19 protein-coding genes, 1 tRNA gene and 2 pseudogenes are annotated in these 21,393 nt (G+C 71.5%); 12 read left to right on the top strand and 10 right to left on the bottom strand.

Annotated features, from left to right (window positions below; genetic code table 11):
* Positions 1-92 precede the first annotated feature (92 nt).
* The 8 genes and pseudogenes from KQY30_RS18720 to KQY30_RS18675 form a co-directional block, all read right to left on the bottom strand.
* Positions 93-1,037, bottom strand: coding sequence for a PP2C family protein-serine/threonine phosphatase (locus tag KQY30_RS18720; RefSeq protein ID WP_217307819.1), 945 nt, complete (start codon positions 1,035-1,037; stop codon positions 93-95).
* Between the two features lie 289 nt (positions 1,038-1,326).
* Positions 1,327-2,217, bottom strand: a complete 891-nt coding sequence (locus KQY30_RS18715; protein ID WP_217307818.1) for an SDR family oxidoreductase — start codon at positions 2,215-2,217, stop codon at positions 1,327-1,329.
* Between the two features lie 274 nt (positions 2,218-2,491).
* Positions 2,492-3,721 carry a beta-ketoacyl synthase gene (locus tag KQY30_RS18710; RefSeq protein ID WP_217311154.1) on the bottom strand — a complete coding sequence of 410 codons (1,230 nt, stop codon included), beginning with the start codon at positions 3,719-3,721 and terminating at the stop codon, positions 2,492-2,494.
* A 20-nt stretch (positions 3,722-3,741) separates the two neighbouring features.
* Positions 3,742-3,993 carry an acyl carrier protein gene (locus KQY30_RS18705; RefSeq protein ID WP_046497285.1) on the bottom strand — a complete coding sequence of 84 codons (252 nt, stop codon included), beginning with the start codon at positions 3,991-3,993 and terminating at the stop codon, positions 3,742-3,744.
* A gap of 64 nt (positions 3,994-4,057) precedes the next feature.
* Positions 4,058-6,277: an acyl-CoA dehydrogenase gene (locus KQY30_RS36545; protein ID WP_254407622.1), complete on the bottom strand. Its 2,220-nt coding sequence runs from the start codon at positions 6,275-6,277 to the stop codon at positions 4,058-4,060.
* A 190-nt stretch (positions 6,278-6,467) separates the two neighbouring features.
* Positions 6,468-7,733: a beta-ketoacyl synthase gene (locus KQY30_RS18690; protein ID WP_217307817.1), complete on the bottom strand. Its 1,266-nt coding sequence runs from the start codon at positions 7,731-7,733 to the stop codon at positions 6,468-6,470.
* Positions 7,730-8,572, bottom strand: a pseudogene (locus tag KQY30_RS18685) (beta-ketoacyl-ACP synthase 3); the annotation flags it as partial. The gene KQY30_RS18690 and the pseudogene KQY30_RS18685, both read right to left, overlap by 4 nt.
* A 665-nt stretch (positions 8,573-9,237) precedes the next feature.
* On the bottom strand, positions 9,238-11,541 hold the full coding sequence (locus KQY30_RS18675; RefSeq protein ID WP_217307816.1) for a family 2 encapsulin nanocompartment cargo protein terpene cyclase: 2,304 nt from the start codon (positions 11,539-11,541) through the stop codon (positions 9,238-9,240).
* Between the two features lie 224 nt (positions 11,542-11,765).
* Here KQY30_RS18675 and KQY30_RS18670 point away from each other — a divergent pair, with 224 nt between their 5' ends.
* The 4 genes and pseudogenes from KQY30_RS18670 to KQY30_RS18655 all read left to right on the top strand — a co-directional run.
* Positions 11,766-12,371, top strand: coding sequence for an HhH-GPD-type base excision DNA repair protein (locus KQY30_RS18670; protein WP_217307815.1), 606 nt, complete (start codon positions 11,766-11,768; stop codon positions 12,369-12,371).
* A 147-nt stretch (positions 12,372-12,518) separates the two neighbouring features.
* Positions 12,519-14,060, top strand: a complete 1,542-nt coding sequence (locus tag KQY30_RS18665; protein WP_254407208.1) for a M28 family metallopeptidase — start codon at positions 12,519-12,521, stop codon at positions 14,058-14,060.
* Between the two features lie 216 nt (positions 14,061-14,276).
* Positions 14,277-14,579: a type II toxin-antitoxin system VapB family antitoxin gene (locus KQY30_RS18660; RefSeq protein WP_023540426.1), complete on the top strand. Its 303-nt coding sequence runs from the start codon at positions 14,277-14,279 to the stop codon at positions 14,577-14,579.
* Between the two features lie 113 nt (positions 14,580-14,692).
* Positions 14,693-15,238 (top strand): annotated as a pseudogene (locus tag KQY30_RS18655) (LytR C-terminal domain-containing protein); the annotation flags it as partial.
* Positions 15,239-15,580: 342 nt separating this feature from the next.
* On the opposite strand, the gene upp reads toward KQY30_RS18655, so the two are convergent.
* Positions 15,581-16,219 carry a uracil phosphoribosyltransferase gene (gene upp, locus KQY30_RS18650; RefSeq protein ID WP_217307814.1) on the bottom strand — a complete coding sequence of 213 codons (639 nt, stop codon included), beginning with the start codon at positions 16,217-16,219 and terminating at the stop codon, positions 15,581-15,583.
* Between the two features lie 119 nt (positions 16,220-16,338).
* Between upp and KQY30_RS18645 the strand changes: the two genes are divergently transcribed.
* The 8 genes from KQY30_RS18645 (at position 16,339) to KQY30_RS18610 (ending at position 20,852) form a co-directional block, all read left to right on the top strand.
* On the top strand, positions 16,339-16,617 hold the full coding sequence (locus tag KQY30_RS18645; protein ID WP_217307813.1) for a hypothetical protein: 279 nt from the start codon (positions 16,339-16,341) through the stop codon (positions 16,615-16,617).
* 212 nt (positions 16,618-16,829) lie between these two features.
* Positions 16,830-17,399, top strand: coding sequence for a hypothetical protein (locus KQY30_RS18640; protein WP_217307812.1), 570 nt, complete (start codon positions 16,830-16,832; stop codon positions 17,397-17,399).
* Complete coding sequence (gene tadA, locus KQY30_RS18635; protein WP_254407207.1) at positions 17,399-17,914, top strand: tRNA adenosine(34) deaminase TadA; 516 nt, start codon at positions 17,399-17,401, stop codon at positions 17,912-17,914. The genes KQY30_RS18640 and tadA overlap by 1 nt, the downstream gene beginning before the upstream one ends.
* A gap of 112 nt (positions 17,915-18,026) precedes the next feature.
* A tRNA-Ser gene (locus tag KQY30_RS18630) sits at positions 18,027-18,111 on the top strand.
* Positions 18,112-18,247: 136 nt separating this feature from the next.
* Positions 18,248-18,412 carry a hypothetical protein gene (locus KQY30_RS18625; protein WP_198533919.1) on the top strand — a complete coding sequence of 55 codons (165 nt, stop codon included), beginning with the start codon at positions 18,248-18,250 and terminating at the stop codon, positions 18,410-18,412.
* A 20-nt stretch (positions 18,413-18,432) separates the two neighbouring features.
* Positions 18,433-18,726 (top strand): Dabb family protein, encoded by a 294-nt coding sequence (locus KQY30_RS18620; RefSeq protein WP_217307811.1) that lies wholly within the window; start codon positions 18,433-18,435, stop codon positions 18,724-18,726.
* A 195-nt stretch (positions 18,727-18,921) separates the two neighbouring features.
* Positions 18,922-19,752, top strand: coding sequence for an RNA polymerase sigma factor SigF (locus tag KQY30_RS18615; RefSeq protein ID WP_079023682.1), 831 nt, complete (start codon positions 18,922-18,924; stop codon positions 19,750-19,752).
* A 233-nt stretch (positions 19,753-19,985) separates the two neighbouring features.
* A complete protein-coding gene (locus KQY30_RS18610) occupies positions 19,986-20,852 on the top strand; it encodes an RNA polymerase sigma factor SigF (protein ID WP_217307810.1) in 867 nt (288 codons plus the stop codon).
* 209 nt (positions 20,853-21,061) lie between these two features.
* Here the strand turns inward: KQY30_RS18610 and KQY30_RS18605 are convergent, their stop codons facing one another.
* Positions 21,062-21,271, bottom strand: coding sequence for a hypothetical protein (locus KQY30_RS18605; RefSeq protein ID WP_217307809.1), 210 nt, complete (start codon positions 21,269-21,271; stop codon positions 21,062-21,064).
* Positions 21,272-21,393: the final 122 nt, after the last annotated feature.

Below are 21,393 nucleotides of genomic sequence, written 5' to 3'. Positions count from 1 at the left end.
GTGACACGCACTGACGAGCAGACTCGTCACCCTGGGTCACCCCGCCGCCCACACCCCCGCCCCTCTCCCGCTGCCCCCCTCACCCGGCCCCCTCACCCCGCCCCGTCCTCGTGCACCCCCGACGCCACCACATGCGGCCTGCTCACGCGCGGTGACCCCGACGGCCGGCCCCCCGGCCGGGCTGCGGGCGACGCGGCGGCCCCGTCCGACTGCGCCCCCGGCGGCCCGTCGTGCCGCAGTACGAGTACGGCGGCGTCGTCCGTGTGGCCGGTCAGCTCGGCGACCTTCATCACCTCCGCCGCCAGATCCCCCGGATCGGCCGAGACCCCCGCCTCGACCGCCCTGGCCACCCGCGCCATCCCCTCCTCGATCGGGAAGGAAGGCCCTTCGACCACACCATCCGTGAGCAGGACGAACGCTCCCGCACTCAGCAGCGGACGGCGGGTCACCGGGTACTTCTCGCCCGGCGAGATCCCCAGCGGCAGCCCGCCCTCGTCCTCGGCGCACCCGGACCAGCCGTCGACGGTCCCCCATACGGAGGCGACATGCCCGGCGCGGGCGCTCTGGATCTCCCACCGGACCGGGTCGAAGCGCAGGAACGTACAGGTCGCGAAGAGTCCGGAGTCCACCGACAGCAGCAGGTCATTGGCCAGGCTCAGCACCTCGCCCGGGTCGTGCGCGGTGGCGGCGACCGCCCGCAGCCCTATCCGTACCTGCCCCATGAACGCGGCGGCTTCGACATCATGGCCCTGCACATCGCCCACGGAGAACCCGAGCGAACCGTCGGAGAGCGCGAAACCGTCGTACCAGTCGCCCCCGATGTCGAGGCCGTCCTGCGACGGCGCGTATCTCGCCGCGGTCCGCAGGCCCGGTACGGCGGGGAGCCGCGCGGGCAGCATGTCGCGCTGAAGCGCCTCGGCCAGCTCCACCCGGGCATGCTGGAGCTCTGCCCCTTCCCTCGCCTGGGCGGTCAGCCGCCCAAGTGTGGTCAGCAGGTCGTCGGCGCTCGTCGAGCGCGGGGGACGACGCCGGGTCATGCACCGCCTCGCTACGGATCAGGGGCCTGTGGTCCGCGCTCCTGCACAAACCACAAATCATCATATTTCCGGAGTGTGACATCTGCCGAACGAGAGCCGGGGCCGAAGCCTCAAGGCTCGTAGAAGCCGGAGCACGCCTCAGGAGCCGGAGCGCACCTCACAGAAGCGGGAGCGCACCTCAGGAGCAGGAGCAGGCGCACCGGAGCGCACCTCAGAAGCCGGGCCACGCCTCACGAGCCGCACGGGACCGACGACACCGACAGCACCGACGACACCGACGGCACCCGGCTCACGACGCAAGCGGCCGCCCGGCCCGGTCCGCCGCGCCTCCCGCGCCCAGCAGCGTCACCGGCGTCCCCGCGGCCTGCGGCTCCAGCTCCGGCATGTGCTGCCGCCCGTGCCGGGCCACGAACGCCGGGAGCGCTCCCCGTACGAACTGCGCCGCCCGCAGCCACGGCTGCCCGTACACCTGGCGCGCCCGCCGCTCGACCCCGGCCGCGAGCCGGTCCACCGCCGGGCCCAGGGGGTACGTACGTCCGGCCGGCCAGGGCAGCCGGGCGCGCAGCTCACGCAGCGCGGCCACCTGCTCGCCGCCCCGGACCATATCGGTGTCGGTCCAGCTCAGATAGCCCACACCGATCCGTACGCCATGGTGCGCGACCTCGGCCCTGAGGGTGTGCGCGAAGGCCTCGACCCCGGCCTTTGACGCGCAGTAGGCGGTCATCATCGGCGCGGGGGCGAGGGCCGCCAGCGAAGCGATCTGAAGGTAGTAGCCGCGGGAGTTCAGCAGCGCGGGGAGAAAGGCGTGCGCGGTGTTTGCGCCGCCGATGAGATTGACCTCGATCACCCGCCGCCACACATCGGGCGAGCAGTGCCGGAAGAGGCCCGCCGCCGCGACCCCGGCGTTGGCGACAACGACATCGACGGTGCCGAAACGCTCCTCCACGTGCCGTGCCGTACGGATCATGGCCTTGGCGTCGGTGACGTCCGTATGCCAGTACGCCGCCTCCGCCGTGCCGGTCAACGACGCGGCGACACGGGCGAGTTCGGCCTCCTCCAGACCGACGAGCGCCAGTCTCGCGCCACGTTCGGACAGCGCGTGGGCGAGATGCTCGCCCACACCGCGCGCGGCGCCGGTGACAACGGCGGTCTGTCCATGGAACGGCAGGTTTCCGCGCATGGGCGGGCCTCCAGAAGGGGTCGGGGGACCGTCCCCCGGTTGGTCAGGTCCCGGGTCGGAACCGGTGTCGGGGGACGGCGTTCCGTACGGCGGTACGGCCGCACGGCGATTCCGTACGGCGGTCCGTACGGCAAGGGGTCCGGCGAGAAGTCCGTACGAAGACGGAGACTGCAACAGCAGCGGGGGCAGGGGGGCCGGAAACACACCCGGGCGCATCCCGGGGCGGTCGGCCGGGCCGCGTGACTCCCGCGCCTCCCGGGCCCCGCGCCCGCGGTCAGGCGCGTTCCAGCGCCAGGACCGCGTTGTGCCCGCCGAAGCCGAAGGAGTGGCTCACGGCCCGGTCGATCCGCCGCCGCAGCGGCTGCTTGGTCACACAGTCGATGTCGAACTCGGCGGCCGGCGCGTCCAGATTCGCGATCGGCGGTACCACCCCGTGCTGAAGGGTCAGTACGGTCAGCCCCGCCTCGATCGCGCCGGCCGCGCCCATACAGTGCCCCAGCACGCCCTTGGGAGCCGTGACCGAGGGCCGGTGCGGGAACACCCGGCTGATCAGCGCGGCCTCGGTCGCGTCATTGAGCGGGGTCGAGGTGCCGTGCGCGTTCACATGCCCGACGTCACCGGCCTGCCATCCCGCGTCCCGCAGCGCCGCCTCGACCGCGCGCTGGGCGACCGCGCCCGAGGGGTGCGGGCTCGTGGGGTGATGGGCGTCGGTGGTGGCACCGGCGCCCGCGACCAGCGCGCGGGGCACCGCGCCGCGCGCCCGCGCGTCCTTCTCCCGCTCCAGCACCATGATCGCCGCGCCCTCGCCCATGACCAGCCCGGCCCGGTCCGCGGCGAAGGGCCGGCACAGTACGGCGGGATCGACACCGGGCCCCGCCGTGGCGGCCACCCCGGAGCGCGCGAACCCGGTCATGGCGAGCGGGCAGATCATCGCCTCGGTGGCGCCCGCCACCGCGATGTCGCACTGCCCCGCCGCCAGCAGGTCACGCGCCACGGAGAGCGCCGTGACCCCCGAGGAGCAGGCCGTGCACGGCGCCATGCTGGGCCCGGTGGCGCCCATCGACACGGCGATCTCGGCCGCGGGCATATTGGGGATCGTCAGCAGGACCCCGGACGGCGAAGTGGCCTCGGGGCCGCGCCGGTCGAGCGCCACGGCCTGCTCCGCCACGCTCGCGGAGCCCCCGCTGCTGGTCCCGACCACGACCGCGACCCGGGTCCCGTCCCAGGCCGCCGGGTCGAGCCCGGCGTCGGCGACCGCCTCGCGCGCCGCGATCAGGGCGAGTTTGACGTATCGGCCCATCCGGAACGCCGTACGCCCGCCGACCGCCGCGGACAGGTCGATGCCGTCGACCGTACACGCGAAGTCGACGGCGCAGCCGTGCAGTTCGGGGAGGGTACGGGCGTACGAGACGCCCGCGCACACCCCGTCCCAGGTGGACCCGGTGTCGTTCCCGGCCGGGGTGATCATGCCAAGTCCGGTGACGGCGACGGCGGGTGCGCGCACCGGCCGGACGGCGGATCCGCTCATCGGCCGACGCCCACGGCCGTTGCCGCGTCGTCGAGGAACGCGGTGATCTCGGCCAGGGTGGCGCCCTTGAGGAGGGCGTCGGAGTCGGTGTCGATGCCCAGCGTCTCCTTGATGATCACGGCGAACTCGGCGACGGCGAGAGAGTCCATCTCCAGGCTGTCCATGGTGGCCTCGGGAAGGATCTCGGCTGCGGGCACCTTGAAGGTCCCGGTCAGTACCTCGGTGATCCGCGGGTGGATCTCGCTCATGGCATGTCCTTGTGTCGGTGGTGGATGGGGTGGTCGGTTCGAGGGACCGGTGGGGCCGGTGGTTTCAAGCGGGTACGGAGTGCCAGGCGGCCTTCGTGTCGTCGTAGGCGTCCACGTAACCGGCGCCGGAGATGGGCCAGTCCGCGAGCATCTCCTCGGGCAGGGCGAAGGCGTCGACGAGGGTGGGGGCGTGGCCGGCCAGTTCGGCCACGAGCCGCTCGACGGCCTCCACGAGCCCTTCGGTGTGGCGGGCGGCCAGCCGGCCGGCGGCCAGCAGATCGCCGCTGTTCCGGTCGATCCAGCGCAGGGCGAACAACTGGTGCAGGGAACACAGCAGTTCACGGGCCTCGGTACCGGATTCGAGACCGTCCACCGCCGCCGTGAACGCCTCGGCCGCGCGGCGGTACGCATGGGCCTCGACGGCCCGCAGCGCGGCACCGGAGGCGGCGTTCCAGCGCGCGAGCGAGTCGGCGTGCGGAGCGGCCCGGCTCATCCGGCGCCGGGCACGAGCCAGCCAGAGGTCCTCGACATCGGCGAGGAGCGAGCCGAGGAAGCGCGTGTCGGACAACTCCCGTACGGCCAGCGACTCGTCGCCCTGTACGGCCGGGGCCCCGTCGCCCGCGCCACCGTCGTCGCAGCAGCCGGAGCCGGAGCCAGCCCCCGAGCCGGAGCCGGAGCCGGCTTCCGAGTTGGAGCCCGAGCCGGCGCCGGCCCAAGCCAAACCTTCCTGCCCGGCGCCGGACGCGGAGCCCGCCCGCACGGCACCGTCCCGCGCCGAGCCGCCCGTACCCCCGTCGTCGCCGCAACCGCCGCGCCCGAAGCCGCCCGTACCCCCATCGCCGAAGCCGCCGCGCCCGCAGCCGCCCCGCGTCCAGCCGTCCTGGCAAGCCTCCCGCCGGAAGCTCTCCCTCTCCGGTGCCCCGGCCGAGAACAGCATCTCCGCCGCCGCCTTCGCGTAGATCGCGAGATTGTCGCCCTCCGCCGTGATCGCGCCCTCCGCGCCGGCCATCAGCTCCGCGAGCCCGTTGCTCTCCAACAGCCCCTGTGCCCCGCACCGTTCGCGGGCCTCCAGGATCACCCCGCGCGCCTGCCAGGTGATCCAGCCCTTGGCGACGGCCACCGTCCGCTCCGCCTCGCCCTTGGTCTCCTCGGTGTGCGTGAGCCACGCGTCGAGGGCCGCGCGGTGCAGCAGGCTCATCGCGAACACCGTGGCCAGGGCCCCGACCAGCGGGCCGTGATGCGTACGGTGAGCGAAGACCGGCACCCGGTCGACCGCCCTGGCGCCCGAGATCAGCCGGTGCCCGCCGTACCGTACGGCCAGTGCCAGCGCGACCCGCGCCCCGCCCAGCGCGCCCGCGCTCATCGAGAGCTTGCCCGTGGTGACCCGGCCGATCGACGTCAGAAAGCGACGGCGGCGGTTGCTCTGCTCGCTGCTGAACGCGCCGTCCGCGCCGAGCCGCCCCTGAGCCCCGCCCAGCAGCGCGTTCCGCGCCACGAAGACCCGGTCGAACGAGGTCAGCGAGTGGTCGACCGGGCTGCCGAACACCGCGGGCAGCCTGCGCACCCGTACCCCCGGCAGCGCCCGCTCGCCGTCGGTCAGCGGGACCAGGAACAGAAAGACCCCGTGGTCCGTGCCGTCCACCAGCAGCCGCGCCGCCACCACGCCCGACTTGGGGCCGCCGACCGGGCTGGTGTTGGGCATGAACTTCTGCGCCCCGGCGTGCGGGGTGTGCAGGACGAAGCCGTCCCTGGCGCGGTCGTACGTCGCCGTCGTCTCCAGGGCCGCCGCGTCATTGCCGTGCGCCACCTCCGTACAGAGGAAGGTGCCCACTCTGCGGAGCCCCAGGAAGTCCGCCAGTTCCCGCGGGTCCCGCGCCGGTTCGTCCGCCTGCCCCGACTGCCCCTCCGTATCGCCCGTGAACGTACCGCCCGTGAACGTACCGCCCGCGAAACCGTGGTCGAGCAGGCTCCCCAGGAACAGGTTGTAGTGAACGCCCGCCACTGTCGTGAGACACGAGTCGACCGGGCCCAGCCATTCGTACAGCGCCACCAGCCGGCGCGGATCCGCCGCCAGCGCCAGCGGGCTGTCGAGCGAGTGATTGACCGTACGCAGCCGCGCGTACGCCAGTGCGACCCGCTCCCCGGCGGTGGCATCCACCGGGCGGCGGAACGGTTCCGCCGCGACGAGCCGTCGCCATGGCGCGTGCACGCGCGCGAATTCCGCACCGAACAGCACCCGCGTCAGCAGCGCCGCCGTGGTGTCCGGTGAGTCCGTCGAGTTCATCGAATCCATCGAGTCCGCCCGGTCCGCCGGGTCCGCGAGGTCCACGGATCCCGTGGATTCCACACCGTCATGGTCGATCAGTACGCTCACGCGAAAAGAACGATCAAGGAGTGGCGAAGAAACGACTCTTCCCCACCGCGGACCTCAAAACATTCATTCGAAAGGCCCCCCTGGCGCGCGGTCCCCGCCCTCACGCGCGACGGAACGCCAGCGCCACGTTGTGCCCGCCGAACCCGAAGGAGTGGCTGACCGCGGTCTCGGCCCGCTGCCGCCGTGGCTCCTTCGTCACACAGTCGAGGTCGAACTCAACGGCGGGCGCGTCCAGATTGGCGACCGGCGGAATCACGCCGTGTTCCAGGGTCAGTACGGTCGCCACCGCCTCGATCGCCCCGGCCGCGCCCAGCGTGTGCCCCACCACCCCCTTCGGCGCGGTGACCGGTGGCCGGTGGGCGTAGACCCGCTCGATCAGGGTCGCCTCCATGGCGTCGTTGAGCGGTGTGGAGGTGCCGTGCGCGTTGACGTGCTGCACGTCGTACGGGCTCCAGCCCGCGTCCCGCAGCGCCGCCTCCACCGCCGCCTGCGCGCCCCGGCCGTGCGGCTCCGGCGCCGTGGGGTGGTACGCGTCCGTACTGGAACCGGCGCCCACCAGCAGCGCGCGCGCCTTCCGGCCCCGGGCCCGCGCCCCGTCCTCCCGCTCCAGTACGACCATGGCGGCGCCCTCACCGAGGACGAACCCGTCCCGGTCCGCGGCGAACGGGCGTGACGCCCCGCCCGGATCGTCCGTACGCGTCGACAGCGCGCCCATCCGCGCGAAGGCCGTCACCACCAGCGGTGTCAGTACGGACTCGGCGCCCCCGGCCACCACCACGTCGCACTGCCCGCCGGCCAGCAGATCGCGCCCGAGCGCGATCGCGGTGGCGCCCGAGGCACAGGCGGTCACCGGCGCCAGACTGGGCCCCTGGGCCTTGAGCGCGATCGCGACCTCGCCGGCCGCCGCGTTCGGGATCATCATCGGTACGAGCAGCGGGGAGACCGAACCGGGGCCGTGCTCCCGCAGCTTCAGCGCCCCGTCGGCCAGTACGGAGACTCCGCCGACGCCCACCCCGAGCACCACGCCCACCCGGCCGCCGTCCCAGGCCGCCGGGTCGAGCCCGGCGTCCGCCACCGCCTGCCGGGCGGCGATCAGCGCCAGCTTCACAAACCGGGCCATCCGCCAGACCGAGCGCCCGCCCACCGCCGCGTCCACGTCGAGGCCGTCGACCGCGCAGGCGAAGTCGACCGGCATTCCGGCCAGTTCCTCCCGCCGCCCGGCGACCGACCGCCCGGCGCACAGCCCCGCCCAGAACGCCCGCTCGTCACCGCCGGCCGGGGTCACCACGCCCAGCCCGGTCACCGCGACCGCGCCACCGCCCCGGCCCGGCCCCGGGCCGGACTCCCGCACCGCTCGCACTGTCATGATCCGTTCCTTCCGTCGTGGGCCGCGGCCCGTGAAGTGCCCGGCCGCGGCGCGTCCTGGCGTCGTGCGCCCGGCCAGCGGAGCGCCGCCGTACCCCAGGTCAGACCGCCGCCGAAGGCCGTGAGCAGGACGCGGTCGCCCATCCGGAACCGCCCCCGGTCCTGTGCGTCCGCCAGGGCCAGCGGGATGGAGGCCGCGCCCGTGTTCCCGACCCGGTCGAGATGGGTGACGCAGCGGTCCGCGCCGATGCCGACCCGCTCGGCGACGGCACGCAGGATCCGGGCGTTGGCCTGGTGGGGTACGAAGTGGTCGACCTCGGCCGGGTCCCAGCCCACCTCGCCGAGCAGGGAGCGGCACGAGGCGGTCATCCGCTCGACCGCGTGCTGGTAGACCGCCCGGCCGCGCATCCGGAAGTACGGGTCGCCCTCGCCCGGCGGGCGCCCGGCGGCCCGGGACCGCGACCCGCCCGCGGCCACGCTGATCAGGTCGTATCCGGTGCCGTCGCTGCCCAGGTCGAAGGCAAGCAGTTCGCCCGGGGACCCGGCCGTGCCCGCGCCGATGAGCGCGGCTCCCGCGCCGTCGCCGAACACCACGCCCGACGAGCGGTCGCGCGGGTCCAGCCATGTCGAGTACACATCGGCGCCGACCAGCAGCACGCGGTCGTACAGTCCGGACACCACCAGGCCCTGGCAGACCGCGAGACCGTAGACGAAGCCGCTGCACACCGCGCCGATGTCGAAGGCGGGCACCGGGCCCAGGCCGAGCCGGGCGGCGAGCGCGGGGGCGGTGGCGGGGCAGGGGTGATCCGGGGTGGCCGTGGCCAGCACCACGGCATCCACCGCACCCCCGCCCCAGGCGCCACCCCCGGACCCGGCCCCCGACCGCGCCCCGGCCCCACCACGAGCCCGGGACCCGGCGTCGGACCCGGCGTCGGACCCGGCCGATGGCCCACCGCCCGCGGCGCCCCGGGAGCCGACCCCGGCCGACGGCCCGCCGCCCACAGCGCCCTGGGCCGCCGCAGCGCCCCGGGCACCGGAACCGTGATCCGCCCCCGGCCCGTCACCCGCGCCGGACCGGGCGCCGGCCCCGGACCCGGCGTCGGCCGACGCCCCACCGCCCGCAGCGCCCCGGGACCCGGCCCCGGCCGACGCCCCCGGCCCGGCCCCGTCGATCAGCCGCCGCGCCGCCTCGTACGCCAGGTCCCCCGTCGACACCCCCCGGCCCGCGCGGTGGCGGCTCGCGATGCCGGTGCGCGAGCGCACCCACGCGTCGTCCACCCCCCAGGCCGCGGGCAGCGCCTCATTGGGCACCGGTTCCCCGGGCACCCACCCGGCGACGCCCTCCAGCACCGCCGTCCGCACCTCGCGGGCGCCCCGGGCCCCCGGGGCACGCGGCGCCCGCTTTCCCGCGCGCCCGTACAGTGCGTATCCGCTCGCCACCCACGGCCCCCATCCGGTGAAAACTCACATTGACCGGATGCCAAACGCCCTGGCGCACAAGCGAGTTACTGCACCATATGGGGGACGGGTCGCACAGATTGCCAGCCCGGCGGCGAAATCCGCGCGGCCGAGGTGCCGATTCCATTCGGTACGGGCAGGGTCCAGCGGGCGATTTCCGCACGGTCCTGGAGCAGTTCGGACTCCTTGTACCGCCGGCATCCCCGGTGCCACACCAGAATGCCCGAGAGCCAGTTCTCCAGCTCCCTCACATATCCGCCGAGCGCCCGCCGCGCTTCGTCGCCGAGTCCGAAGTCGTCGCACAGCACCGGCAGTTCATGGGCGACGACATGCTGGAACTGGCTCATGCGCGAGTTCATCAAATCACCGACGACGGCAAGAGCCGCCGGATAGTCGCAGCCGAAGAAGTTCTGCACAACCAGAACGCCATTGTGGATCTCGCCCTCGAACTCGATCTCCTTCTGGTACGAGAACACATCGTTCATCAGACACGCGTAGTCCTGCGCCGCGTTCTCCATGGCCCTCACCGGGCCGCTCCGGTAGATCTCCGGCGGCACCACCCGCCCGCGGCTCAGCCGGGACAGACTCATCGTCATGTGCGAGCCGAAGGTGTGCCGCCGCATCTCCAGATAGTCGACGGGGTCGGGGATACGGTTCTGCGCCTGGTTGGCCAGCTCCCAGAGCCAGCTCGCGATCATGTCCTCGACGGCCTGCCGGAAGACGCGCCGCCCGTCCCGGTCCAGCGATCCCGCCGTACGGGCCCACAGATCGGCCAGCCCGCGTTCCAGCCCGGTGGCCGGCACCGGCGTCCCGTCCGTATCGACCGGCATGAACGTCAACAGCCGTTCGTTGCAGGCCTTCGCGCCCGCCAGATCGCGCCGGCTGCCGTACACCACCGGGTAGTAGTCGTCGCCGTACGTCCCCCAGGTCAGCCAGTCCGAGGTCAGATCGAGCCCCTCGGGGGTGGCGTCGGGATGGATACCCGCGGCGCAGAGCGGCAGATCGATACGCCGGAGCCGCTCCTCGTTCCAGACACCGGAGCCCGGCACCCCCGGCTGCGGCGCCAGGATGCCCATCCGGTGCGCCCACTCGACGGTGTGCTCCCGCGAGCGGTTGAGATGCGGGCTCAGAGCGGCCTCGAACGGCATCCGGAACTCGGGCAGCACGGAAGGCCCGACCCGCTGGAACGGGACATGGCTGTGCTTGCGCGCCCGGACCGCGGCGCCCCTGCCGGTCGCCTTCGCGATGTCCGCCGCGACCGTCCCGAGACCGACCGGAGTCATGGAGAACCCCGGAACACCACCGGCCGGCGTCGCCTGCGGCCCCGCGCCGGCGCCCGCACCCGGGCCCCCGTCCGCACCCGCGCCGTTCATGTAGCGGCTGGACCGCATGTGCCACTCATGGCCGCCCGACTGCCAGTCCTGAAGCCCCTTCACATAGGCCAGCGTGTCCGCGCAGAGCCGCGGCGCGAGCCCCTTCTCCGCGAAGAGCGGCCCCAGTTCGGTCAGCGCGGTGTGCTCGAACTGCTGGATCCGCGACGTCAGCAGTTCGTTGACGGCATCGGCCGCCTCCTGGGTCGTACAGCCGAGGAAGGTCTCCAGCACGAGCACCCCGTTGCTCAGCTCGCCCTCCTCCTCGATCTCCCGCTGGTACGAGAAGAGGTCGTTGCGCAGATGCACAGCGTCCGAGAACGTGTCCTTGAGGACCCGCAGCGGCCGGGACCCGGCGATCTCCGCAGGGATCTCGGCACCCGCCGCGTACTCGATGAGCCCCGCCGACCAGGGCGCTCCGCCGACCTTGCGGCGCATCTCGATGTACTCGACGGGGTTCGCGATCCGCTCGGCGTTGATGTTCGCGAGCTCCCAGTCGGACTCGTTGAGCAGATTCTCGGTGCTCTCCGCGAACCGCGCGCGCCAGCCCATCGACATGGCCGGGACCGTACGGGCCCAGAGATCCGCCAGCCCCGCCTCGACCGGATTCGTGGGCTCCGGGAATCCGGTGGCGAGATCCATCGGCATGAAGGCGGCCAGCCGCTCCAGATACGCCTTGCCGCCCTCGCGGTCCTGGGGGCGTTTGTAGACCTCCAGGAAATGGTCGTCGAAGAAGAACACCCACACATACCAGTCGGTCACCAGAGAAAGCGCGGGACCGTCGCAGTCCGGGTGGGTGTACGAGCAGAGCAGGGCGTAGTCGTGGGAATCGAGGTCGTGCTCGTCCCAGATCCCCGACCCCTCCAGCATTCCCATGTCCCCGGCCCATTTCCTGGAGTGCTCCCTGGCCTCCTCCAGGTGGGGATTGAGCCGGGCCGGATAGGCCATATAGAAATCCGGCAGTTCAAAGGGCTGTGTCACGGATGAGCGGCCTTTCCCGAAGGTTCCGGAATATGTCCCCGACCGGAATGAACCAGTCAGGGAATGCCGACACCACGTCTACCGCCCCCCTGTCCGTCTCACCCGGTCGGCTCAGACGTACCCCGGCGCCGGTTGCGCCATCCGCACCAGTAATTAGTCATATGAGCAGACGGGAGGTGCGTGGTGTGCGTGCGTCATGGCGGGGCCCGGGTGATCATCGGGGAATGAGCACCAGGATCCGGCTCGCACAACAGCCCGAGGCCGACGAACTCCTCGGCCGCAGCCCGCTGGCCGCGCTGACCGGCATGCTGCTGGACCAGCAGGTCCCGATGGAATGGGCGTTCAGCGGCCCGTACACCATCGCCGTACGGATGGGCCGCGACGATCTCGACGCGGGCGAGATCGCCTCGTACGACCCCGAGGCCTTTGTGGCACTGCTCTCGGAGAAGCCCGCGGTGCACCGCTACCCGGGCTCCATGGCCCGGCGCGTCCAGCAGCTCTGCCAGTACCTGGTCGAGCACTACGACGGTGACGCCGAGGCGATCTGGCGGGATGTCGCCACCGGCCGCGAGGTACTCGCCCGGCTGAACGCGCTGCCCGGCTTCGGCGCGCAGAAGGCCCAGATCTTCCTGGCCCTGCTGGGCAAGCGGTTCGGCGTACGGCCGGAGGGCTGGCGCGAGGCGGCGGGCGCGTACGGGGACGAGGGGTCGTACCGCTCGGTCGCGGACATCACAGGGCCCGAGTCGCTCGCCAAGGTCAGGGCGTTCAAGCAGGAGGCGAAGCGCGCGGCGAAGGCGGCGAAGAGCGCCAGGCCCCCGGGAAAGCCCTGAGCGGTGCACCCGGGCCCGGACGCGGGCCCGCCGACCCGCCCGCCCGCCGAAAGTTGATGTGAACTGCGACATAACAGTTCACAGCCGTCACGCCGGTCGCTAATTTTCTGACACCTGCTCACATCCGTTCGTGCCGGAAGGACCCTTGTGAACGCAACTCCCCGCGGAATCCTGGCGCTCGCAGCCGCCACCGCACTCGCCGCGCCCCTGCTGCTCTCCGCCTCCCCCGCCGCCGCGCGGGGGCACGACCCGGCCAGGGAAGCGGCGAAACTCTCCCGGAAGCTGGTGCGCGAGGCATCCGCCAAGGACGCCTTCAAGCACCTCAGAGCGTTCCAGGAGATCGCGGACGCGTCCGACGGCAACAGAGCCGCCGGCACCCCCGGCCACGACGCCTCGGCCGCCTATGTGTACGACAAGCTCAAGAAGGCCGGGTACCGCGTCTCGTACGACACCTTCGACTTCCCCTACATCGAGACACTCGCCGAGAAGCTCTCGGTCACCTCTCCCGCGCCCCGTGACATCGGGATAGTGGCGATGTCGTTCACCAAGTCCACCCCGGAGGGCGGCACCACGGCGGCCGTCGCCGCCGTCCCGGTCGACGCCACCACCGGCTGCGAGCCCGCCGACTACGCCGCCGGGGCCTTCACCGGCAGGATCGCGCTGATCCAGCGCGGCGGCTGCGACTTCGCGACCAAGCAGCGCGAGGCCGGCGCCGCGGGCGCGGTCGCCGCCGTCATCTACAACAACACCGAGGGCTCGCTCAACGGCACGCTCGGCGGCCCCGAAGCGGCGGTGATCCCCACCGGCGGCATCACCCAGGCCGAGGGCAGGGCGCTCGCCGCGGAGGCCGCGAACGGCACCGTCACGGTCTCCCTGGAGCTGCGCCAGTTCCAGGAGCAGCGCACCACCCGCAATGTGATCGCCGAGACCAAGGGCGGCGACCCGGACCGTACGGTCATGCTCGGCGCCCACCTCGACTCGGTCGCCGAGGGCCCCGGCATCAACGACAACGGCTCGGGCTCCGCGGGACTGCTCGAAGTGGCCCTCGAACTCGCCGAGACGCACGACAAGCCCGCGAACAAGGTCCGCTTCGCCTGGTGGTCGGCCGAGGAACTCGGACTGCTGGGCGCCGAGTCGTATGTCACCCGCCGCACCCCGGAGCAGCGCGCGGACATCGCGCTCTACCTCAACTTCGACATGATCGGCTCGCCGAACGCCGCCCAGTTCGTCTACGACGGCGACAACTCGGACGGCACCGGCGCGGGCGCCGGCCCCGAGGGCTCCGCGCAGATCGAGAAGGGCATCACCGACTTCCTCGACCGCCGGGGCGTGCCCCACGAGGGCACCGACTTCGACGGCCGCTCGGACTACGGCCCCTTCATCGAGGCGGGCATCCCGTCGGGCGGCACCTTCACCGGCGCCGAGGGCGTCAAGACCGAGGCCCAGGCCAGGAAGTACGGCGGTGAGGCCGGCGTCGCGTTCGACAAGTGCTACCACTCGGCGTGCGACAACCTCTCCAACATCAATATGAAGGCCTTCGCCACCAACATCGGAGTCATCGCCAACGCCGTCGGCACCTACGCCCACGACCTGCGCTCCGTCTCCGCCCCCGCCCAGAAGCAGCCCGCCCCGGCCCGCTTCACGGTCGGCGGCCCGCTGCCGGCCCGCGGCCACACCCCCATCGCGTGACCGGCCGCTGACCGGCGACTGATCGGCCATTGAAGCGCGTGCTGTGGACACCGGAGCACCGGTGTCCACAGCACGCCACAACCGGCCGCCGCACCCGGTCCACGGCCCGGCAGCGGCCCTCCGCCCACATTTCGCTCCCGCTCCGATACGGAATGCCACCTTTGTCACCCTGCGCCATGGCTGCGCCCGGAGCCGGTCGCCCGGTAGGCTTTCCGTGTGATCTTCAAGCGCATCGGTAACGGGCGGCCGTATCCCGACCACGGCCGGGAAAGCACCCGGCAGTGGGCGGATGTCGCGCCGCGCCCGGTCCGCCTCGATCAGCTCGTGACCACCAAGGGCCAACTGGACCTGGAGACGCTGCTCGCCGAGGACTCCACCTTTTACGGAGACCTGTTCGCGCATGTCGTGAAGTGGCAGGGCGATCTCTATCTGGAGGACGGGCTGCACCGCGCCGTCCGCGCCGCGCTCCAGCAGCGCCAGGTGCTGCACGCGCGTGTGCTGGAGCTGGACCTCGGCTGACGCGGGTCCGATCGGGTGTGGACTGGGCCTTTCGGGGCCTTTCCGGCTCCGGACAGCCCAACCCATTGATCGTTTAATAGGACCTGGCCATGGGCGCGCACTACGCTGCGCTCATGAGCATGCTCACTCCCCCTGGCCTGGGCGGTAAGTACCGCATCACGGGTGACAAGTACCCCCGGATGCGCCGCCCCCGGCGCCGTCGCAGGCTGCTGCTCGCGGGTACCTCCGCCCTCGTCGCCCTCGGCCTGGCAGGCTGGGGGACCACGCAGCTCATCGATGTCTTCTCGGGCAACGCCAAGAAACACGCCGCCGGCCGGAAGGCGGGCTGCGAACCCGACACCTCCGCGTCGGCCCTCGCGCTTCCCAAGCCCGGTCAGATCACGGTCAACGTGTACAACGCGACACCGCGCGGCGGTCTGGCCAAGACGACCGCCGACGAACTGAAGAAGCGCGGATTCCGCATCGGCAAGGTGGGCAACGCCCCGGCCAAGTACGACAAGAAGATCACGGGCGCCGGGATACTGCTGGGCTCCCCGACCGTCTCGAACGACGCGCTCACCGTACTGGCCACCCATCTGAAGGGCGCCACGCCGCAGGCCGACGCCCGGAAGACCCCGGACGTCGATCTGTTCATCGGTACGGGCTTCACCGCGCTGAACGACGTGAAGGCCGCCGACCAGGAACTGGCGGTCCTGGCCAGCGCGAAGACCGAGCCGGGCTGCGAGGACACCGCTCCCAAGACGCCCCCGAAGCCGGCCGGCGAACCCGCCGCCGAACCACAGGGCCAGCAGGCCGCGGAACCACAGGGCGAGCCTGCCGCGGAACCGCAAGGAGAGCCAGCGGCCGAACCACAGGACGAGTCCGCGGCGGAACCGCAGGAGGAGTGACCTGATCCCCCGCCCGTGCCGGCACGCCTCCCGTCACGGCACCAGGCCCTGTCCGCGAAGTCTCGCCCGCCCGCGCCGCCCTGTGGGCGAACGGCGATACTTTGCGGACACGCCCTACAGGCCGGCCGTCCCGTACATCCGGTCGCCCGCGTCGCCCAGCCCCGGCACGATGTAGCCCTGGTCGTTCAGCCGCTGGTCGACCGCCGCGGCCACGACCGTCACCGGCGTGCCCGCCAGCTCCCGCTCCATCACCTCGACGCCCTCCGGCGCCGCGAGCAGCACCACGGCCGTCACATCGTCCGCGCCCCGCTTGATCAGCTCACGGATCGCCGCCACCAGCGTGCCGCCGGTCGCCAGCATGGGGTCCAGGACATACACCTGGCGGCCCGAGAGATCCTCGGGCATCCGGCTCGCGTAGGTGGACGCCTGGAGGGTCTCCTCGTCGCGGATCATCCCGAGGAAGCCCACCTCGGCGGTCGGCAGCAGCCGTACCATCCCGTCCAGCATGCCGAGCCCGGCCCGCAGGATCGGGACGACCAGCGGACGCGGGTGGGAGAGCCGTACCCCCGTGGTGCCCGTCACCGGGGTCTCGATGTCGACCTGCTCGGTCCGTACGTCCCGGGTGGCCTCGTACGCGAGCAGGGTCACCAGCTCGTCGGCGAGCCGCCGGAAGGTCGGGGAATCGGTGCGCCGGTCGCGCAGCGTGGTGAGTTTGTGCGCCACCAGCGGGTGGTCGACGACATGAATCCGCATGGCGACACAGTAACCGGGGGCCAAGGCCCTACGCGCTGCCACCAAGGCTCGGGCATCAACCCCCGCTCACGAGGGAAGAGGCAACGGGTGGAACCACGGTCTGGGGCGGGGAGGCGTCGATGCCGGACGGGGAACAGCAGAGGCAGGAACAGCGGGAACAGAAGCAGCCGACGGACACGGAGCCGGCCGAAGAGCCGGAGCAGCGCGGAGGGCCGGACCAGCCCGGGGAGCCGGACCCCTCCGGCCCCGAAACGTACGAGAGCGAGCGGCGGCGGCGCCGCGCCCAGTTCCTGCGCGAGCTGAACGAGGCCAAGGCCCTGCGTGAGCGCGTCAAGCCCCGCACGGCCCGCGCCGCGCGGATGCGCCAGCAGATGCGGATGCGCACCTTTCGCTGGTAGGCAGGGAGGAGCCACGCCGGTCCGGGCGGGTGGCGTGCGCGCCGATGTGCGGGCCGCGTGCAGGGGGCCCAACAGGGTCCTAATAAAATGGGCTGACGACGCAACGGTGGAAGACCTCTCGCTAAGCTCTCGTTTCTGCCACGATTCCGAGTAGGCGGGGCAGAGCAGCGCACCGCCGGATCGTCACACCTCTGACCAGTGGGAGAGTCACGGTGTACTTCGCCGCACTGCTCGCGCGCACCGAAGACGGGTGGGAAGCGAGCGATACAGAGCTCGACGATGTGGAGACCCTGTCGGATCTCACCGACTTGGCCCGCGAAGCCTCGGTGGACGAGGACACGGTGCTCGTCTTCATCGAACAGGAGGATGCGTGGTTCGGCATCGTCCGTGTGGAGGGCGAGGAAGACCCTCGTATCTATGTCTCCGACGCGGCCGCGGCCGCACGCTCCTCGTACGGGGAGATCCTCATTGATGAACTGCTCGGCAGGGATGACGACGACCCCGCCGACGACCTGGACGCGCTGGACCTCGACGGTACGGAGGACGGCGAGCCGGAAGCGCAGGATGACGACAACGCCAACGACAAGGACGACGAGTACGACGACAACGACGACAGCCCCGTGACCGACGGGGAGACCGTGCCGGCGGGTGCCGTCGGCGACCGTGAGATTCTGAGCGACCTCGGCCTGTCCGAGGCGGATCTGCTGGCGCTGGATTCGGACGCGATGGCCGAGATCGCGGAGGCTCTGGGAGCCGCCGAAGTGCTGGAGACCGTCCGCTAGTGACCGGGTACGGCCCGGTGTCAGGACCGGTGTCCGGCTCCCCGGACCCGGTGAGCGATCCCGTACGCGATCCGTGGCGGGCGTCCATGCGCCTCGCCCTGGACGAGGCGGCACGGGCGGCCCGCTCCGGTGATGTGCCGGTCGGCGCTGTGGTGCTGTCCCCGAACGGTACGGTGCTCGGCGCCGGCCACAACGAACGCGAGGCGACCGGCGACCCGACCGGCCATGCGGAGATCCTGGCGATCCGCAGGGCGGCCGGGAAGGTCGGTTCCTGGCGGCTGACCGGCTGCACGCTGGTGGTGACCCTGGAGCCCTGCACGATGTGCGCGGGCGCGCTCGTGCTGGCCCGGGTGGACCGGGTGGTGTTCGGCGCGCGCGACGAGAAGGCCGGCGCGGCCGGCTCGCTCTGGGACGTCGTACGGGACAGACGCCTCAATCACCGCCCCGAAGTGATCCAGGGAGTGCTCGCCGACGAGTGCTCCGCCCTGCTGACCGCCTTCTTCCGCAACCGCTGACCCCACCGCCAGACCCCCGCGTCGGCCGCCCCGCCCCGTCTCCGGCGGCTCCGATCCCCGTACCGCGATACCGATTTCGAACCTTGGCCCTCTGTGGGCTAAGCTCTCTCTCGGTAGCGTGTCCGAGCGGCCGAAGGAGCTCGCCTCGAAAGCGAGTGTGGGGAAACTCACCGAGGGTTCAAATCCCTCCGCTACCGCTCTTCCGAAAGGGCCCCGGTGCGAGTGCGCCGGGGCCCTTTCCGTGTAGGTACGGGTCCGGCCGGTGGGGGCGGGCGTTCATACGGTTAGACTCTCGCGCGATCGCACTGGGCACTGCAGGGGAGGAAGCGGCCCATGGGGCAAGCGAGAAGGATCGTGCTCTACGCGCTGGCCGTATTCGTGCTGTACACGATCATCACATCCCCGGCCCGGGCCGCCGATCTCGTCCAGGTGGGGTTCGAAGGCATTTCGAGCGCTGCCCAGGGTGTTGGCCAGTTCATGACCGAACTCATCAATTAGCCGTCCCCCAAGGAGTGATCTTGATCCGCCACCTGGTCCTCTTCAAGCTCAACGAGGGTGTCTCGCGCGACGAGCCGCGGGTGATCGCCGGTGCGCAGGCCTTCGAGCAGCTCGGTACGCAGATCCCCGAGCTGGAGTTCTGGGAGTGCGGCTGGAACATCAGCGACCGGCCGATCGCCCATGACTTCGCCATCAACTCGGCGGTCTCCGACCGGGATGCGCTCCGGCGCTACGTGGACCACCCGGCCCATCAGGCGGCTGCCAGTCAGTGGCGGGAATTCGCCACCTGGGTGATCGCCGACTACGAGTTCTGAGCCGGCCCCGAGTCGGCCGCCCCTGACGGCCCCGTACCCCGCACCCTTGAGGTGTGGGGTTTTTGGGTTTATTGCCCCAACTTACCGTCAACACGGTTTTATCCGGTGCTTGCACACAGTGGACATGTCTTGTGATGCTATGACCGCTTTTGCCGGATGAGTTGACGCAGTCGACCGCAAAGGGGTGGCGTGACCGTGACGGCCAGTACTGCGCCTCAAGTGCCGCCCCAGACCGAGACCGAGCCACGCCCCGCGGCGCAGAGCCGGGGAGCCGACACCAGGGCCCTGACACAGGTGCTCTTCGCCCAGCTCAAGGAACTGGAGCCGGGCAGCGAGGAACACACCCGGGTGCGCGGGGCGCTCATCGAGGCCAATCTGCCCCTCGTCCGCTATGCCGCCGCCCGCTTCCGCAGCCGCAACGAGCCGATGGAGGATGTCGTCCAGGTCGGCACGATCGGGCTGATCAACGCGATCGACCGGTTCGACCCGGACCGCGGGGTGCAGTTCCCGACCTTCGCGATGCCGACCGTCGTCGGCGAGATCAAACGGTACTTCCGCGACAACGTACGGACCGTGCACGTGCCGCGCCGGCTCCATGAGCTGTGGGTCCAGGTGACCGGCGCGACCGAGGACCTGACGACGGCTCATGGCCGCTCCCCGACCACCGCCGAGATCGCCGAGCGGCTGAAGATCTCCGAGGACGAGGTGCTGGCCTGTATCGAGGCCGGGCGTTCGTACCACGCGACCTCGCTGGAGGCCGCCCAGGAGGGCGACGGACTGCCGGGACTGCTGGACCGGCTCGGGTACGAGGACCCCGCGCTCGCCGGGGTCGAACACCGCGACCTGGTCCGCCATCTCCTCGTCCAGCTTCCCGAGCGCGAACAGCGAATCCTGATGCTGCGCTACTACAACAATCTGACGCAGTCCCAGATCAGCCAGGAGCTGGGCGTCTCCCAGATGCATGTGTCTCGGCTGCTGGCCAGGAGCTTTGCCCGGCTGCGGTCCGCAAATCGGATCGAGGCATAACCCGCGCGGGTAGACCCGCTCAGCTTCTTCTCCTCGCACCAAAAGCTGCAAACCCCCTCTTTCCCGGGCGGATCCGCCCCATACTTGTCGACAAGTCACTACAGCGTGTTGCCGACATGTGACATTCTGCTGGAACCGCGTTTGCCGCAGTCGCACCGCCGGTATTCAGGTGGAGGCTGCGTTCCTCCGACGGGAGCGGCCGACGCGACCGTCCGCGACCTCAAGGGGGTGGCATGTCCGTAGAACAGGGCAGCTCGAAGGTGCTCACGCTCACGAAGAGCGCTCCCGTGCCCGATGCTCTCGATCAGGTGGCACAGCCGCGTGTGTCCCAGCCGGAAGCCATCGACACCCGCACTCTGTCCCGCTCCCTGTTCCTGCGGCTCGCCGTACTCGACCAGGACAGCCCGGAGCGCACCTATGTACGCGACACCCTCATCGAGCTGAACCTGCCGCTGGTGCGGTACGCGGCGGCGCGGTTCCGCAGCCGCAACGAGCCGATGGAGGACATCGTCCAGGTCGGCACGATCGGCCTGATCAAGGCGATCGACCGGTTCGACTGCGAACGGGGCGTGGAATTCCCGACGTTCGCGATGCCGACGGTCGTCGGTGAGATCAAACGCTTCTTCAGGGACACCTCCTGGTCGGTGCGGGTGCCGCGCCGGCTCCAGGAGCTGCGGCTCGCGCTGACCAAGGCCAGTGACGAGCTGGCGCAGAAGCTGGACCGCTCGCCGACCGTGCCCGAACTCGCCGCCGTGCTGGGGGTGTCGGAGGAGGATGTCGTCGACGGCCTCGCCGTCGGCAACGCGTACACGGCGTCCTCGCTGGACTCGCCCTCGCCCGAGGACGACGGCGGCGAGGGCTCGCTCGCGGACCGGCTCGGGTACGAGGACATGGCGCTGGAAGGCGTGGAGTACCGCGAGTCGCTCAAGCCGCTGCTCGCCAAACTCCCGCCCCGCGAGCGGCAGATCATCATGCTCCGGTTCTTCGCGAACATGACGCAGTCGCAGATCGGCGAAGAGGTCGGCATCTCGCAGATGCATGTCTCGCGTCTGCTGACCCGCACACTCGCGCAGTTGCGCGAAGGGCTCATCTCGGATTGAGATTCGGGGACCCCGCCCTTCGTCCGGCATGCCGGACGACGCTCCGGAGAAGGCTCCGGGTGAAGCTCGCGGGCGGGGTTCCGGTCCGGTGGACGGTACGGCCGCGGCCGTACCGTACGTAAGTACGTAGGGTCGAGAACAGCCGGTACGACCGGCGTGAGCACGTACGGCCGGGGTCCGGCGTCAGCGCGTACGGCCGGCCGGTACGGTCAGCCGAAGGCCAGCCAGGCCACGACGGCCAGGACCACGACCACCGCGACAACGCCGACGATCACTCCGGTCTTCGGCCCGCCCTGCTGCTGCGGCGCCTGCCTGCGCTGCGGCTCGCCGTCGTCGACGAACGCACGGAACATCTGAGTGCTGCCCGCGGGGTCGGGAGTGCCCTCGGGGCCCTGTGGGGCATGGGGGTTGTGTGCCATACGCCAGGACCCTAGCGAACGCCGGGTCCCCGCCCAACCCCGGGCCCGTCCCCAGGTCCGCCGCCACCCGCCCGACCTGCCGCCACGCAGGACGTTGACCCGGACCATGCGAAGCCTTTCCG

Source organism: Streptomyces sp. GMY02, assembly GCF_019056675.1.
Classification (GTDB): Bacteria; Actinomycetota; Actinomycetes; order Streptomycetales; family Streptomycetaceae; genus Streptomyces; species Streptomyces odonnellii.
The sequence above is the reverse complement of the archived record's forward strand: the minus strand, read 5'-3'. Positions and strand labels throughout refer to the sequence as shown.

Bases quoted from the DNA above. Each gene is read 5' to 3' on its own strand.
- KQY30_RS18720 (WP_217307819.1), bottom strand. From the start codon at position 1,037: ATGACCCGGCGTCGTCCCCCGCGCTCGACGAGCGCCGACGACCTGCTG.
- KQY30_RS18715 (WP_217307818.1), bottom strand. From the start codon at position 2,217: ATGCGCGGAAACCTGCCGTTCCATGGACAGACCGCCGTTGTCACCGGC.
- KQY30_RS18705 (WP_046497285.1), bottom strand. From the start codon at position 3,993: ATGAGCGAGATCCACCCGCGGATCACCGAGGTACTGACCGGGACCTTC.
- KQY30_RS36545 (WP_254407622.1), bottom strand. From the start codon at position 6,277: ATGAACTCGACGGACTCACCGGACACCACGGCGGCGCTGCTGACGCGG.
- KQY30_RS18690 (WP_217307817.1), bottom strand. From the start codon at position 7,733: ATGACAGTGCGAGCGGTGCGGGAGTCCGGCCCGGGGCCGGGCCGGGGC.
- KQY30_RS18670 (WP_217307815.1), top strand. From the start codon at position 11,766: ATGAGCACCAGGATCCGGCTCGCACAACAGCCCGAGGCCGACGAACTC.
- upp (WP_217307814.1), bottom strand. From the start codon at position 16,219: ATGCGGATTCATGTCGTCGACCACCCGCTGGTGGCGCACAAACTCACC.
- KQY30_RS18645 (WP_217307813.1), top strand. From the start codon at position 16,339: ATGCCGGACGGGGAACAGCAGAGGCAGGAACAGCGGGAACAGAAGCAG.
- KQY30_RS18625 (WP_198533919.1), top strand. From the start codon at position 18,248: ATGGGGCAAGCGAGAAGGATCGTGCTCTACGCGCTGGCCGTATTCGTG.
- KQY30_RS18610 (WP_217307810.1), top strand. From the start codon at position 19,986: ATGTCCGTAGAACAGGGCAGCTCGAAGGTGCTCACGCTCACGAAGAGC.
- KQY30_RS18605 (WP_217307809.1), bottom strand. From the start codon at position 21,271: ATGGCACACAACCCCCATGCCCCACAGGGCCCCGAGGGCACTCCCGAC.